The sequence below is a fragment of the Staphylococcus sp. 231237_7MaSpsaltlick genome, from assembly GCF_043107035.1.
In genome coordinates, this window is sequence record NZ_JBICNX010000006.1 from 114,571 (window position 1) to 130,428 (window position 15,858).

The window sequence follows — 15,858 nt, forward strand, 5'->3', positions numbered from 1 at the left end:
CATTTATACTCTTTCTAAACATTTTAAAGTTTATTTTTGTAATATTTTTATAGAGCAATTTTGTACTTAAAATTTAAATACAAAAATATTTTATTAATATTTTAATTTTAATGTATCAAGGGCTTTTGTATAAGGTGAAACTTTATATAATTTTTATAGGAGTTCTATCAAATGATAATGACCAATTTATGATACTGGTTAGAGTGCGTAAGGCATCGCATTCCACTTGGCGATATAAAATTGCATAAAAAAATACACCCTCATCTCTGAAGGTGTACTTCTTTATTGCATTATTATTCACACATTTCACACACACATATTTAATGCAATTCACACATATTATGATTAATCTTTAAATCTACATTTCGTATTCACACAATACTTGTAGATTAGAACGGTAAATCATCATCACTAATGTCAATCGGACCATTTGCATTTGCAAATGGATTATCTGATTGTCCATTGTTATTTGATGGGTTGTTGTTATTTTGATAAGACGTGTTTTGTCCAGATTGTTGTCCACCAAAACCTTGGCCATAGTCTTGGAAATTGTTATTTCCATCCTGTTGTTGACGTTGGTTTTGTCCTTTAGGTTCAAGGAATTGAACGCTATCACAAACAACTTCTGTTACAAAAATACGACGTCCTTCTTGGTTTTCATAGCTACGTGATTGAATGCGACCGTCAACGCCAGCTAAACTACCTTTTGAAAGATAATTATTTACATTCTCTGCTTGCTTTCTGAAAACAACACAGTTAATGAAATCAGCTTCGCGTTCCCCTTGCGCATTTGTAAACGTACGATTTACCGCTAGGGTAAAAGTCGCAACACTCACGCCTGAGGGTGTTGTTCTATATTCTGGATCTTTAGTTAAACGACCGACTAAAACAACTCTATTTATCATTTAAGCGACCCCCATTAATTATTTTCTTGTTTTATCTTCGTCTTCACGAATAACGATAAAACGGATGATGTCATCATTGATTTTAGCTAAACGTTGGAATTCATCAGTAGCTTCGTTATTTTCAGTTTGGATACGTACGATATTGTAGTAACCTTCTGTGAAATCATTGATTTCATAAGCTAAACGACGTTTGCCCCAATCTTTAGTTTCTAAAACCTCTGATCCGTTAGTTGCTAAAATTCCGTTGAAACGTTCAACGACAGCTTTCTTAGCATCTTCTTCAATGTTTGGACGAACGATATACATAACTTCATATGTTCTCATTTTATAATTGCACCTCCTTGTGGTCTATACGGCTCATCATACTATATGATAAGCAAGGAATAATTTTCATTACTCACAGTCAAGAATTATAGCACACGGTATTACTTTTTACAATGATAATCAGTACGTCAAATATATATTTCAAATTTCGATGTTTCATATGAAACAATTTATCGAAAATCACATAAATCCACGTTCTAGAATCACAATATTATGTTGCAACACAATAATAACAAGAACAAATTATACAATTGAAATTTGTTTTTTATAAAGTTTTAATGTTTTTCGACATAAGGTTGCTAAATAAAACTAATTCTATTAGCATATCAACTACGCTACATAATTTGTTGTTTACCCCTATGCACTTAGATTATTTTTAAGTAATTTTAAGCACATTAAAGGAGAAGACTATGGTTTCTACAATCAAAAAAGGTTTAATCACAACCACTGTTATTTTGGCATCTACTTTAACTATCCACTCTACTAATGCTGCCGAAGCAAATACGAGTGAGCAAGGTACGATGGGATATGGTTATCAAAAATATGTTTCGAAACATCCAGATGCACAATCCAAAGAGCAACAAACTAAACAAGTGCAACCTGAAGCTGCTACAAATGGTGAAAGAGTACTTGATATTTCAGAATGGCAAGGTGATTTAACAGAGCAACAAGTCAAATCACTGAAAGAAAACTATGATTTCATAATCATTCGTGCCCAATATGGTTCTGAAAAAATCGATGCTTCTCTAAGCCATAATTCAGCTATATTAGATAAATACAATTTGGACTTCGGGGTCTATTCTTACAGCATGTATGAAAATCCTGACGACGCCCGTTATGAAGCCCAAACACTATACAATCGCGCACCAAAAGCTAAATTTTACATCAATGATTTTGAACAAAATTCTGTAACATCTGGCACAACGGATCAAAGTACTAATGCATGGTATGACGAAATGAAGGGTCTTGCCGGAAACAAGAAAGTCTTATTTTATTCATATGAAAACTTTATGAAACAACATGCTACACAATCTGCTAATAATTATGATGGCGTATGGATTGCCAATTATAATGAGGCACAGCCTACTTCACCACACGTACTGTGGCAATATACAGACGGTTATAATTCACAAGAACTTAACCAAAAAGTAGATGCGAATTATTTAGGTCCAAATGTTAGCAGCAACTGGTTTACATCTTAAATGAATATAGTATTTACAAATACACCTAGATTGTTAAAGCATTAAAATAAACGTCAATTTCTATCATTTTTATAATTAAGATAGGAATTGACGTTTTCTTGTTTCATGAAATTACAGTTTTACACTATGCTGAAGTTCATATTAAGACAACCATGTACTTTCAAAAGCATAAGCTAAATTAAAGTAAAAAGGAATAATCCATATATTGATAATGCTCTGGATTATTCCTGTTATTTTGAATATGGCCTCTATAACTCAAATTGATTTATATTTAAATATCTACTACGCTAGTTTAAACATTAAATCTAAAGTGCACGACGTCTCCGTCTTTCATGATATATTCTTTACCTTCAAGGCGTTGCTTACCAGCTTCTTTAGCGCCGCTTTCTCCATTGTATTCAACGTAGTCATCGTAGCCTGTAACTTCAGCACGAATAAATCCACGCTCAAAGTCAGTATGGATGATGCCTGCACATTGTGGTGCTGTCATACCTTTAATAAATGTCCATGCTCTAACTTCTTGCACACCTGCCGTAAAGTATGTCGCTAAACCTAGTAAATCATAAGTTGTGCGAATCAAGCGATCTAGACCCGGTTCTTCAATGCCTAAATCTTCTAAGAACATCTCTCTATCCTCATCGTCCAATGTTGCAATTTCTTCTTCAATTTTAGCACTGATAACGATAACTTCAGAATCTTCTTGTTGTGCATATTCACGAATTGTTTTCACTTTTTCATTATCTTCATCACCAATTTCATCTTCTCCAACGTTGGCAATGTATAACATTTCTTTAGATGTTAACAATTGTGCATGTTTAACATATCTTTGATCTTCTTCTGTAAACTCTAAACTTCTAACTGGCTTACCATCTGCTAAAGCTTCTTTAATTCTTGATAAAATACGCACTTCATTTTCAGCATCTTTATCCTTTTGTCTTGCCATCTTTTCAATTTTTGGCAAACGCTTCTCAACAGATTCTAAGTCTGCAAGAACTAATTCCATGTTAATAACTTCAATGTCATCAATTGGATTTACTTTACCAGAAACATGCGTCACGTTGTCATCATCAAAGGCACGTACAACCTGACATATCGCATCAACTTCACGGATATGTGACAAGAATTTATTACCTAAACCTTCACCCTTTGAAGCGCCTTTAACGATTCCAGCAATATCTGTAAATTCAAATGTTGTCGGGATTGTCTTCTTCGGTTGAACCATTTCTTCTAAGACATTAAGTCGACTATCTGGCACTTCTACGATTCCTACATTGGGATCGATTGTCGCGAAAGGATAATTCGCTGCAAGCGCACCTGCTTTTGTTATTGCGTTAAATAGCGTTGATTTACCTACGTTGGGTAGCCCAACAATACCTGCTGTTAAAGCCATTTATTCATTCTCCTTATTTTCAGTATCTTGATTGGATACTAGTATTTTCTTCATTTTTTTATTAAACGTTTGTCTAGGAATCAAAATACTTCGCTGACAATTTTCACATTTTATTCGGATGTCTGCACCAACACGAATAATCTTGAAACGATTCGTCCCACATGCATGTTGCTTCTTCATCTCTACAATATCATTCAAACCGTAATCTGATGTCATGATGTCACACCTCCGAACTTTCTATGCTTTATTTTGTTGATTCGAATCATATTGTACCATAACTGGTTGAGGCACTTTAATACCATTGTCTTTAAATAATTTATGAATTTCTTTTCTTAATATTCGCGCCCCGGAAAATCCTTCTCCCGGAACTGTTTCTGCAGAAATACTTAAGACAATTTCATCTCGAGTTATTGAGTTAATACCTACTACCTTAGGATTTGATACAAATAAATAGTATTTAGATCTCATTGCTTCAAAATGCTTCGTCAATACTTCCTCGACTCTGTCGATATCTTCTTCAACAGAAACAGGAATTTCAACTATAGATTCTCCGTTTGTCACTGAGTAATTTGTTATTTCTCCCATACTACCATTTGGCAATGTAGTAAGCTCGCCACTAATTGTATTGATACGTGTAGATCTGAGACCTATCGCTTTAACTGTGCCTTCTGCAACGGTAGTTCCTGCGCTATTAATTTTAACATAGTCCCCTACATCAAATTGATTTTCAAAAATAATAAAGAAACCTGTAATAATATCTTTAACTACTGTTTGTGCACCAAAGCCCACTGCAAGACCAACTACACCAGCACTTGCAATAATGCCTTCAACACTAATCCCAAACTTACTTAAAATTGTCGTCAATACGATAAACCATACCACATAGGAAACCACATTTTGAATCAGTGAAATTAATGTATTGGAACGTTTTTTATTCGCTTTTTTACCTTTATTTTGAATTTTAAAGAATTGCTCAATACCCTTATTAATAAAACGTAAGACAATCCATGCCACTACAACATACACAACAATCATAATTAAATTAGACAGTAAACTTTGGTACGTTTCTGGCTTAGTTAGAGGTTCTATTAATGAATACAGAATATTTTTGAGTTGAGTCATACGTCCGTCCTCCTTATTACCTCACTATATACTTTTAATTATTATACTGAATATTATTATAAAACAAATCCTACCTCGGATTTAATTTCAACTTTAATAGTCAGCATTTTTCAATATCTTCACTTAATATATTAAAGCTAGACATAAGAAAAAGAACCATAATAAAAATTATGATTCTTTAACACCCAAGCAGTAATTTTACTACAAATCAAAGCGCTAAAACAAGTCATTCCTATTATGTTATTAAGATAAAATACGGATTTTTGAATGACATCCATTATATATCAACAATAAAAAATTATATACAATTAAAGTTAAATAACATATAAATAATAACGATTCGGCATTGAATTGGTACAACTAGGGAAATTTTACCAAAAGATATACAAATTATTATAATATTCTGATAAAGGAGGTGACACTTTACTTAAATAGCCGGTTCAAATTTCTCCCGAGCTAATTACTAAGCTTTCACATATTTCCTCGTGTGATAACTTTTCAAAATACAGTAGTATGACCTTGTAAATTTCATCTTAAAGTTACTGTCACCATTAGATAAAATTATAATTCTTTAACACCCAAACATTATTTATATGATGACAAAATCAATTAAGCTAAAAAATCTTCCAAATTTCTAAAAGTATATCGCACTTACTGACCCTTACATCGGTAAGTGCATTTCTTATGTGTCCTTCCACCATGCAAGCATAATTCCAATCGTTAAATCGCCACAGTTCCAAATCTAAATGCTCTTAACGACTTTCCATATAATGCGCAATGAACACAATCAATGAAATAATTAAAAAGACCAACCGAAGTGTTACCTCAGATTGATCTTTTTAATCTGTTCTATATTATCTACAAAACAGCTACAACAACCTTAAATAGTTATTTATGTTGTTCAATTAACTGCTTTTCCAAATCATTATACAATTTAAATATCATAACGCGTTCACCGGTACGGGAACTTAAATCTGTGTGAAATCCTTTTACTGATTCACCAGTTATAGACAACACAATTTCATTTAAAGCGTCTATTCCGGACTCTACTAATTTAGAGCGCGTCTTCTTAATCGTTAGCAAGCCTTCATTGGTCTCACACACTTTGTATTCCGCTTGGGTAAGTACGCCTTGTAAACTCACGATGATCATATCTCGCAAAATATCTGTCTTTACTGAAAGTGAGCCACGTCCAAGAAAATCCTTCTCCCATTGTGTGATGGCTTTACTAATTTCAGACTCGTATGTGCCCTTCTTCGTCTTCATTACCTATACATCTCCTGTAGAACAAGTTTAAGAGGTTAAACTAGAATCGAACTTACCAAAATAACAGTATCATTTTTGATCTATTTTTTCTATAATAGCATAATTTACATTCAAAAATCATACCTATATTGTCACGGTCAAGTAGTCGACCTTACATGTTAATCTGTTGCCTATTATATCTATTACTTATTTCATTATATTTAATTAGACCATTCTTTCCAGTCACCAAAGTGATCAATACTAGCTAATCTTACCCAACCATTATTTACTTTTTGACGGAAATCAGGTAACGCATCTAGAAGGTTCACAATCACGTGTTGTGGTGCTTGAACGACGATTAACAACCGAATAGGAGAATGATACATCTTATTATCGGCTGACATTACTGATTGCCAAGGCAAACCTGTAAGCAAATCACTCGCGTTACCTTGCATTACACCGATTCCAGCAGTAACTGTTTGAGTGATTTTATTTCCACTACCATAATAATGTGGCGCTACAGTGGAAGCATAATACTGTAAATTTATCCATTGAGCGACCGTTGCAGGTCCCGAAATAATATTTGCAAGTATACTACCGTCCTCATCATCTTTCCAATTATAATTATGCAGAAATGCACGACCCTCTAAGTTTATATCCTTAGTTAAACTTCTCTCACCAATAATAAATGACGCATTTTTAGCTAGACCCCATTCTGGTCTAATTTCACTCCAGTCATTTGCTAATCGGTGTACTTCTTTAATTGGATCTTTTTTAGTTATGTGATTGTTTGGTAACTGTGACAAACGTTGTTGGTTAGCACGACGACTAATCTCAGGCATACTAGCTGTTAATGCTTCATATGCATCTTGAGCCGCTTCTGGTAATTCCGGAAGATATACCCATGCTAACTCATCAACAGATGTATGGTGTTCCGCTGAGGCAAACACTGTTGTCGAAGGAATAACTATGTCTGCATTAGCTAATCCAGCTCGTACTTCTGGCAAATTGCATAACTGTGCTAACACCTTGGCATTAAATCCACTGGCAGCGCCACCACAAGCACCACAATCTAACGAAGCTGCATACGGATTGTTTGCACTGTGACTACCATGACCACAGAATACGACCAATGGCGCAAAGCGCTTCGTTAAATTCATCAATGTTAATGCTTGCTTAGCATATGCAATCTTTTCTTCATCTGTAAAACCAATTGGCAAGTGATCTTCATGCTCATGTTGATAATCTAAGGTTAATGTTGTATCTTGAGGTTTTTGCAACCATCTTCCGTAAAACTTTCTAATCAAATTTCCAGTTCGTCGTGGAATAAAACTACGCGTAATTGTTTGTAATGTAAGCCATGGACCACTTAATTCCGGCAGCAATAAACTTGGCAATGCGTTTTGTTTCATTTTCTTAAAAGTATAAGTCACAGACTGAAGGACATGCTTACGTTGTTGAAAAGCAGTAGGCTCACGTTCAGCTGTATATTCTTTAATCTTATGTTGTGGTTGATTCATAACAGGCAATGATGGGTGGCTATGCTTTTTGCCTAATTCACTTTTAGCAATCGGCAAGCCAAAGAATCCTGCAATCCCAATCGTTTCAAAGTGACCTGCCTTTTCAATCTGACGACGAAATGGTTCAGAACGCACATCTATACAGAAGGCCAACTGTGCTGTTGGTGTTATTGTTTCATCTTGTACTTTCGTAGCGGTCTGCTCTAAATGATCTTTCATCTGTTGCTGATACGTCTCTTCCCACGCTTCTAACCAAATCTTCCTACTCACTTGATGGTTAAAATGTAAGGCAAAATGAACATGTGCTAATTGACTTTCTGAAGTTAACTGACTCCATGCTTCAACACTATACCCTCCCCATTCTAACCATTGTAAAATAGCTTCCGTCCACTGTGATATATCAACACGTGGTTCAGCTTTAATAGGTAAATAAGGGTCTACTAAACACCATTCTAGTGCTAATCGAATAGCTAGATACGTACGTATTAAATGATCTTCGTGTTCGTCATTTTCTTCTTGCCATAGCATCATACCTGCCCAACCAGGCAAGGCTAATAAGTGTTGTTCCAGATAAGATTGAATCTCTCCCTCATCAATACCTAAACGCTGAAGTGCAGTATTTAAGAGTAGTTCCGAATCATTTGGCAATGTTTTAATACGTTGTCGCTCTTGCTTAGTCAATGCTGGATCATGTTGAACCAATCGATACCATGATGCAAAAAAACCGCGTTCTCTGTCAGGCATTGTCCAGCCAGCTTGTGCATCATCAACATACAACTTACACCATTTCATAACATGATAATCAACATAGTCACTTATTTTTGTGCCTTGGTCATCTGTTACTGAGGCACTGATTAAGCGAGCATGTTTTGATTTATGACCACTTGTTGACCGCGCTAATGATGTTGCAAATTGCTTTGCTTGTGCATATTGTGCTTTGTCATTAGTATTCTGCAAGGATTTCAACGTCATCACTTGCTTTACAAAGTGGGCTAAAGTTTCAGATGCACATGGAGCTGTAGTTTGTTGTAACCATTGTTCTAAGCCTTCATCTACTTTATCTTGAGCAATTTCACCGTTGTCCTTTGCCTCTAATATCGTTGAAACTGCTGGATACATATCGACTTCTCGCACTTCCCTTAACCATTGCGCCACATCATCGAAATTTTTATCTTCTAGGTTGGCCCAAGGACTACGGGCAGCAAACACTGAAATGGGTGACAAAGGTACAATGACTTTTTGCGCGTTTGCTATGAGTTGATTTAAGTCGTTATTATCTATATTATGATACATCGTTGTTTTATCCATTTTCCCCATTTGAGTGTCCTCCTTTCGATAAATACTGTTTCAAATAATTTGGATGACGTTCAACCGTAGTTATTTTAGCGTCTCCAATTCTCACTAGCCACATATACAGCATTGCAAAGGCAGTAGAATTACGGTGACGAGCCACCCAAGTACTCATCGCACTACCAAATAATAAGATTAGCGCTACAATAACAACAATAAACATTGGTGGTTGCGAACTTTGGAAGGCAATTGTATGTAATGCTTCATTTAAGTAATGATGTACTAAATAATAAACAATACCAACAGTAAGTAAGACTAATAGGCCCATTATACGTCCGAATTTACCTTCACCAAATGCAACTAGCTGTGCCCACGAAACAGATAACGACCATGCTAAAATTAGACCACTCACTAATCTATAACCTTGCCCAGGTTCACTCAACCAAAAACTCAATCCAATTAACAACGCCAGCAAACGCCCTACTAGAATCCACAAGTAAGACATACGTTCATTCGCTCGACTTGGAACATTAAAATGTCTGACTGCTGAGCCAGATCTCAAGAACAATGTTGCTTTAAACAAACCATGAAGCATTAAATGAATAATCGCTGGAATATATGCACCAAGTGCACATTGAATCAACATAAAGCCCATCTGACCAATTGTCGAACCAACTAATAATCGTTTGTAATCAACATGTACTAAACTAATACCGGCACCAATCAATACAGATGCACTCGCAAAGCATAACAATACGACAGTTGCTAAATCACCGTTAAATAGTGGAGAAAAGCGCGTTAACATAATACCACCCGCATTCACTATTCCAGCATGCATAATTGCTGAAACAGGTGTAGGTGCCGCCACAGATTCAATTAACCATCTTTGGAAAGGCCATTGAGCAGCAGGAATGATGACCGCAACAACGATTAAAATATTAATAATAAATCTTTGCCACACTGCGATTTGACTCACATGCTCTTGCGTGAAGATATTAATATAATGCCATTCACCAGTTAAAGTACCCATCCACAATACTGCTATTGCTAATGCAATCCAGCTCACTAAGAATAATTTGCCAGATACTTTAGCCGCCTCACGTGTAACACCCCATGCTTTCGTCAAACTTATTAATAACGTTAAACATATCAGTGTAAGTCCCCAACAAACAACCATAATACGTAAGTCTGCCGTCAACCAGGCACTCGCAGCAAAACTAGTCATTAACGTAAATAGAGTAAAATACTTTCTATAATTCAAATCTCCTGAGAGATAACGAATACAATAACGTTGTATTATCAATCCAATACCTAATACAAAGAAGGTCATCAACCATGCCAAGACATCTGAGTACCAAACACCTAGTTCAATATTCTTCTCAGCACCTAACAACCCTACAAATGCAACAATAACTGGTAGTGAAACGATCCAAATATGGATACGCACATAGGCTAGCGGCAATTTATTCGATAAAAAGAACAAGCCACTTACTACAGCAACAGCTAAAGCTACAAAAAATACAATAAAATATATAGAAACATCTATCGATGCCAGCATGGCGATTCCTCCTTTACAGTTTATTAACTTGCTATATACGCTTGTTTCAAAAATATTTAAGTATAAATAAAAGCCGACAATATATAATAAATCATCATTGATTCATTAACATTGTCGGCTTCAATACGACTCATTACATGTGGATAAATGTAATGCTTCGCTTTGCTACCTCATATATAGTTAAAGTTTATAATTTAAAAGTTCATTAATAAGTCGCACAATCTCTGCCTAAACTAGCTTATTGTTCACCTTTTCACCAAACCAATTTAAGTTATTAGCATAATGCTAAGGTGTCAATCTTCTACGTCACACAGTTCTCAACAACTTGTTATTTTTAATTCAATAATACCACGATATACTGATTATTCGTGATTGTCAAGAATTTGCATTTATAATTAATATATAGAATGTTCAAATCAAACTATATTATAAATTTATTTAATTCCTATTTCGTCATCACTTTTACCTGAATAAAATATAAAGCACAACAGGAGAATGCCAATAATTTCTACGATAGTAACTAAATAAATATTAGTAATAATTAGTCCAATTATCGTGGCGATTAAGATAATAGTTATAAATAAAGCACGTTGATCAATGACTGAGTTGTGTAACTGTGTATCTATATAAATTGCTAGTAGGAAAATACCAAAAGCCAGTGTATAAATATATAATTCCACTGTACTAATTTCGTGATTTGCTAGTACCTTGTTCATAATTAAAAAGATAAAGTCTAACGTAAAGATTAACGCTAAATGTAAATAGGCACTAGCAAAGCCTGTTGCATCATCTCTCTCATAATTCAAACTCTTCTTATAATGTAAGGTATAAATCATAAACAGACTTACAACTAACACAAAGTAAACCACGTCTAATACATTGATATGTGCAATCTCGACATTATTTACTATTTGTACGATACCTTCCCCAAATAATAAAATCATAAATAAACTTAAACGTTCTGAGAAATGTGAGAAAAATAGCGGATTCTCTTTGGAAACCTTTAAGAATAGTACTGGGAAAATAGCCATAATCACTATACCGATAAAGTAAATCCAAAAGTTAATTCCTGCTGGTAACGCTAACGAAATCAACGATACAATTATCATTAATAACAAGCCTGAAACATACACCTTAACGAGTTGTAACGTGACTACTTGCTTATTCAACTTATAATTAAGGATGTATTGTATAGCTATACTCAAGAATATCAAAATTGACATCGTTACAAACGGCTTAAACGTTTGTTGAAAGTCCGCATTCGTAGCTTTCGACAACAATAACACCAAGAACATATCAATAAATACAAATAAATATTGATACCATTTTTGCTCAAAGAACCTATTTACTAGCAATGTACGATATACCCATATCGCAAAGAAGATTAAAAACATTGTAAAGTTCTTACCCAGGCTTTCTAATGAAGCCAAGTCTTCTGAAATGTGTTCGATTGTTTGATTGATCGTAGATAATACAAACACAAACACTAAGTCGAAAAACAATTCCGACATACTCACTTCTTTCTTTTTCACCAATACTCCCCCCAAACTTCATGCGCAATCTTTCATTTGTTCTTATAATTTATCGATATACCTTTCATATAATAGGTAAATAACATTGCTACTGATCAATTTAATTTAAACGCTGTGTTTTAAAAGGATGATCAATAGAAAAGTACGTAATTTCTTCTTTATTGAGTAAAGCTTCTGTTAACTTCACCTCAAAGACCTCACTACTATGATACGGTTTAATAAAATACGTCGGTTCATGGCATTGTAATACACATTGATATTGTGTGTAATGTGCCATCTCACCGTCTATCACTGCACCCCTAGGTATACTCACATTGTTCAATACCTTAAAGCAACTATTAACATTTTGTAATGTATCTTCAGAGTCCATTTCTAAATGGTGTCGTAAATATGCAGCACGAACAAAACGCTCTGCAGACGTAAAGCCCCCCGGCAAACCATATGTTCCACCCTCGACACCTAATGTAGCAAATTGCAATTCACCAAACTGCTTTTCTCTGCCATGTTCAGGCGTTAAATGAACATAATTTCTTAAATTTTCTAAGTGCCATTCTAATTTAGGATTATTCGTTAATACATGTACTGGATTATCCTTCATAATCAACAATCCATCATGAGGTTCAACAGAAACCGTAACACCTGATTGATCCGTAATTATAAAATGCAATGGCGGAATGTTATTGAGCGCTTTATTCTCAACTGCTACGATATTAATCTTATGTAGATTATGTTTCAAGTCAGTTAACGATTGATTGTTACCTAATGCCCATACGATAAATTCTTCTGGTCCTATATTAAAATAACCTTCACGTGGCTCAGTTGCATAACTTGATTCACCTGTAAAATAATGAGTCGAAATCGCTAAACCATGTTCATTTACACCGTCACCAAAACTATAACGACCTACCATGACACCTGTACCAATGAAGCCATAGTTCATTTGTTTCGTCCCAGCAATATCAAACGTCCAAGTATATTGAGAAGGTACCGCTATCGGTATACCATTAAATTCAAAATCAAAATCCATAGTTCTTGCTAAATAATTAATATTTTGAGGTGATAATATTGAAAAACCTGTACACATCCTCAACCCTCCAATTCAAAATAAACTGAATATTCACTACAGTTACCACGCATTTTATCACATATTCAAAGGGAAAGAATCACAATTCATTTATTTAAAATAATAATATTTTATCAACCCTTATTTTCTAAAATTTTAATATCGCTTACATATATCAATACTATTTCGTTATAAAACAATGATAGAATAAAAATCAAATGAATGGAGGTAGTATTTAATTTGGAAAAAGAAATTAAACACAACTCATATGGATTCAGATTTAAAGGTGATTTTCAAAGTAAAGTTGCCGGGCTAAATGCGACAGGTTATGAACTCAGACAAACTCATGATTATCGTTGGCATGGTTTACATAGAGGGGAAGAAGATATTTACATATTTCAATACACGATAAATGGCGAAGGTGCTATAACTTTGGACAATGAAACTAGATACCTAGAGACTGGTGATGCTTTCTTTGTACATGTCCCGAGTGATCACTGTTATTTTCTACCTACACACTCTAAGCAGTGGGAATTTCTTTATTTTACAATTTATGGTGAAGAAATTGGGCGTTTATTCCAACAAATTATCAGTAGCTATGGTCATATTTTCAAATTACCCATACACTCAGAACCAATCTGCCATATTATTGAAACGTTAGAACGTATAGAAACATTAGGTATTAAGCATGGTTATGATGCATCAGCTTGTGCCTATACATTTATGATGAAGTGTCTTGAATACTTTGAATATGGCCAACAACAAGTCAATCAATACCCGTTAGCCATTGCTAAAGCCATACATTTTATCGAAAATAATTATAAGCAAGATATTACATTAGACGATATTGTGTCAGTATCTCAATTATCAAAGTACCATTTCACACGCCAATTTAAAAAATCAGTCAAAGATACACCCATCAACTATCTATCTAAGACGCGTATTAAACAAGCTTTAGTGTTATTGTCTGCCAATGACTTTAATATTGAAACAATAGCTCTAGAAGTCGGCTATACATCAAGTAATTATTTTAGTAAAGTATTCAAAAAAATCGTTGGTGTATCACCGAATCGTTATAGACGTGACACATCCATTATGTCCGTCGACAAAATATTCATCGACTAATAACAGCAATATATTACCCTTTTCAAATTTATTTACGATTGTATATTACCTCTAAAGTAACTAAGCTATAACTAAGCTATAGCAAACTTAAAATATTTTATCGACTTATTTATCAGAATTTTCGAATAATATTTACAAAAATTATTGTGTTACTTTAGGAGGAAAATATATGAGTAAAATAACGTTTTTAGGCGCTGGAAGTACTGTTTTCGCAAAGAATGTCTTAGGAGATTGTATGACAGTAGATGCTTTACAAGACTTTGAATTTGCACTATTTGATATTGATGAAGAGCGTTTACGTGATTCTGAACTCATGTTGAACAATTTAAAAAAGAATTTAAACTCAACAGTAAAAGTGACTGCTTACCATGATAGAAAAGCCGCTTTATCAGGAGCAAAATATGTCATAAATGCAATTCAAGTTGGTGGATATGACCCAGCAACAATCACCGATTTTGAAATACCTAAAAAATATGGCTTACGTCAAACAATTGCAGATACATTAGGTATTGGAGGTATTTTCCGAAACTTAAGAACCATTCCAGTAATGCAAGATTTCGCACGTGATATGAAAGAAGTTTGTCCGGATGCCTGGTTCTTAAACTATACAAATCCAATGGCAGTACTCACAAACGTGATGTTACAAGAAGGTATCAAAACAGTTGGCCTATGTCATAGTGTCCAAGTATGTGCAAGTCATTTACTCGAATCATTAGAAATGTCTCAGGATAATATCCAGTGGAAGATTGCTGGCATAAATCATATGGCTTGGTTACTTGAAATTACTCAAGATGGCAAAGATATTTACCCTGAAATTAAAAAAAGAGCTAAAGCGAAGCAACAAACAACACATGATGATATGGTTCGCTTCGAATTGCTAGATAAATTTGGTTATTATGTTACTGAATCTTCAGAACATAATGCGGAGTATCACCCCTACTTTATTAAAGATCAATATCCTGAGCTCATCGAGAAATATAATATCCCATTAGACGAATATCCACGTCGATGTGTAAATCAAATCGAAGAATGGAAACAAATGCGCGATGATATTGTAAACGATCAGAATTTAACTCACGAACGCTCACATGAATATGGTTCTTATATTATTGAAGCAATGGAGACAGATCAGCCATTTAAGATTGGTGGTAATGTATTAAACACTGGTGGTTTGATTAGCAATCTCCCTGAAAATGCCGTAGTAGAAGTTCCATGTTTAGTTGATGCAAGTGGTATTGCGCCAACATATGTCGGAGCACTGCCGGAACAATTGGCGGCGTTGAATCGTACCAATATTAATACACAATTATTAACCATCGAAGCAGCTTTAACTCAAAGTAAAGATAAGATTTATCAAGCTGCACTATTAGATCCACATACAGCTTCAGAACTTTCAATCGACGATATTATTGCACTGTGTGATGATTTAATTGAAGCCCATGGCGATTGGCTACCTGAATTTAAATAAATTTTTATTCAATTTTATTTCAAACCAGATACCAACTCTCAATAAAACTTGAGGTTGGACTGGTTTTTATTAAACAGGATTAACATACCATTGCACATTAGTAATGGTAAATGT

Annotated in this window: 13 protein-coding genes; 3 read left to right on the top strand and 10 right to left on the bottom strand. The window is 34.5% G+C overall.

Translation table 11 applies throughout. The annotated features are described in order from the left end of the window. Positions 1-389: 389 nt before the first annotated feature. Together ssb and rpsF are read right to left on the bottom strand one after the other, a co-directional pair. On the bottom strand, positions 390-905 hold the full coding sequence (gene ssb / locus ACF91D_RS13355; RefSeq protein ID WP_042737620.1) for a single-stranded DNA-binding protein: 516 nt from the start codon (positions 903-905) through the stop codon (positions 390-392). Positions 906-923: 18 nt separating this feature from the next. Beyond that, the gene (rpsF, locus tag ACF91D_RS13360) at positions 924-1,229 is read right to left on the bottom strand and encodes a 30S ribosomal protein S6 (RefSeq protein ID WP_107511898.1); all 306 of its coding nucleotides are present in this window, start codon (positions 1,227-1,229) and stop codon (positions 924-926) included. 410 nt (positions 1,230-1,639) lie between these two features. Between rpsF and ACF91D_RS13365 the strand changes: the two genes are divergently transcribed. Continuing rightward, positions 1,640-2,431, top strand: coding sequence for a GH25 family lysozyme (locus ACF91D_RS13365; protein ID WP_107589737.1), 792 nt, complete (start codon positions 1,640-1,642; stop codon positions 2,429-2,431). A 292-nt stretch (positions 2,432-2,723) separates the two neighbouring features. Here ACF91D_RS13365 and ychF read toward each other — a convergent pair whose 3' ends face one another. From ychF to ACF91D_RS13405, 8 genes are all read right to left on the bottom strand, one after another. Further along, entirely contained in the window at positions 2,724-3,821 is a 1,098-nt protein-coding gene (gene ychF / locus ACF91D_RS13370) for a redox-regulated ATPase YchF (protein ID WP_042737623.1), read from the bottom strand. After that, positions 3,822-4,037, bottom strand: a complete 216-nt coding sequence (locus ACF91D_RS13375; RefSeq protein ID WP_042737624.1) for a DUF951 domain-containing protein — start codon at positions 4,035-4,037, stop codon at positions 3,822-3,824. Between the two features lie 21 nt (positions 4,038-4,058). Next, positions 4,059-4,943, bottom strand: a complete 885-nt coding sequence (locus ACF91D_RS13380) for a mechanosensitive ion channel family protein (RefSeq protein ID WP_042737625.1) — start codon at positions 4,941-4,943, stop codon at positions 4,059-4,061. Positions 4,944-5,831: 888 nt separating this feature from the next. After that, positions 5,832-6,209: a Na-translocating system protein MpsC family protein gene (locus ACF91D_RS13385; RefSeq protein ID WP_042737626.1), complete on the bottom strand. Its 378-nt coding sequence runs from the start codon at positions 6,207-6,209 to the stop codon at positions 5,832-5,834. A 200-nt stretch (positions 6,210-6,409) separates the two neighbouring features. Beyond that, positions 6,410-9,025, bottom strand: a complete 2,616-nt coding sequence (locus ACF91D_RS13390) for a DUF2309 domain-containing protein (protein WP_107589738.1) — start codon at positions 9,023-9,025, stop codon at positions 6,410-6,412. Further along, positions 9,009-10,556: an NADH dehydrogenase subunit 5 gene (locus tag ACF91D_RS13395; protein WP_107589739.1), complete on the bottom strand. Its 1,548-nt coding sequence runs from the start codon at positions 10,554-10,556 to the stop codon at positions 9,009-9,011. Before ACF91D_RS13395 ends, ACF91D_RS13390 begins: the two co-directional genes overlap by 17 nt. Before the next feature lie 434 nt (positions 10,557-10,990). After that, positions 10,991-12,088, bottom strand: coding sequence for a low temperature requirement protein A (locus ACF91D_RS13400; RefSeq protein WP_107591318.1), 1,098 nt, complete (start codon positions 12,086-12,088; stop codon positions 10,991-10,993). 100 nt (positions 12,089-12,188) lie between these two features. Further along, the gene (locus ACF91D_RS13405) at positions 12,189-13,172 is read right to left on the bottom strand and encodes a choloylglycine hydrolase family protein (RefSeq protein WP_107527368.1); all 984 of its coding nucleotides are present in this window, start codon (positions 13,170-13,172) and stop codon (positions 12,189-12,191) included. Between the two features lie 219 nt (positions 13,173-13,391). Between ACF91D_RS13405 and ACF91D_RS13410 the strand changes: the two genes are divergently transcribed. Both ACF91D_RS13410 and melA read left to right on the top strand, forming a co-directional pair. After that, positions 13,392-14,276 (top strand): AraC family transcriptional regulator, encoded by an 885-nt coding sequence (locus ACF91D_RS13410; RefSeq protein ID WP_107511892.1) that lies wholly within the window; start codon positions 13,392-13,394, stop codon positions 14,274-14,276. 169 nt (positions 14,277-14,445) lie between these two features. Beyond that, positions 14,446-15,744: an alpha-glucosidase/alpha-galactosidase gene (gene melA, locus ACF91D_RS13415; RefSeq protein WP_107511891.1), complete on the top strand. Its 1,299-nt coding sequence runs from the start codon at positions 14,446-14,448 to the stop codon at positions 15,742-15,744. The last annotated feature ends 114 nt before the right edge of the window (positions 15,745-15,858 follow it).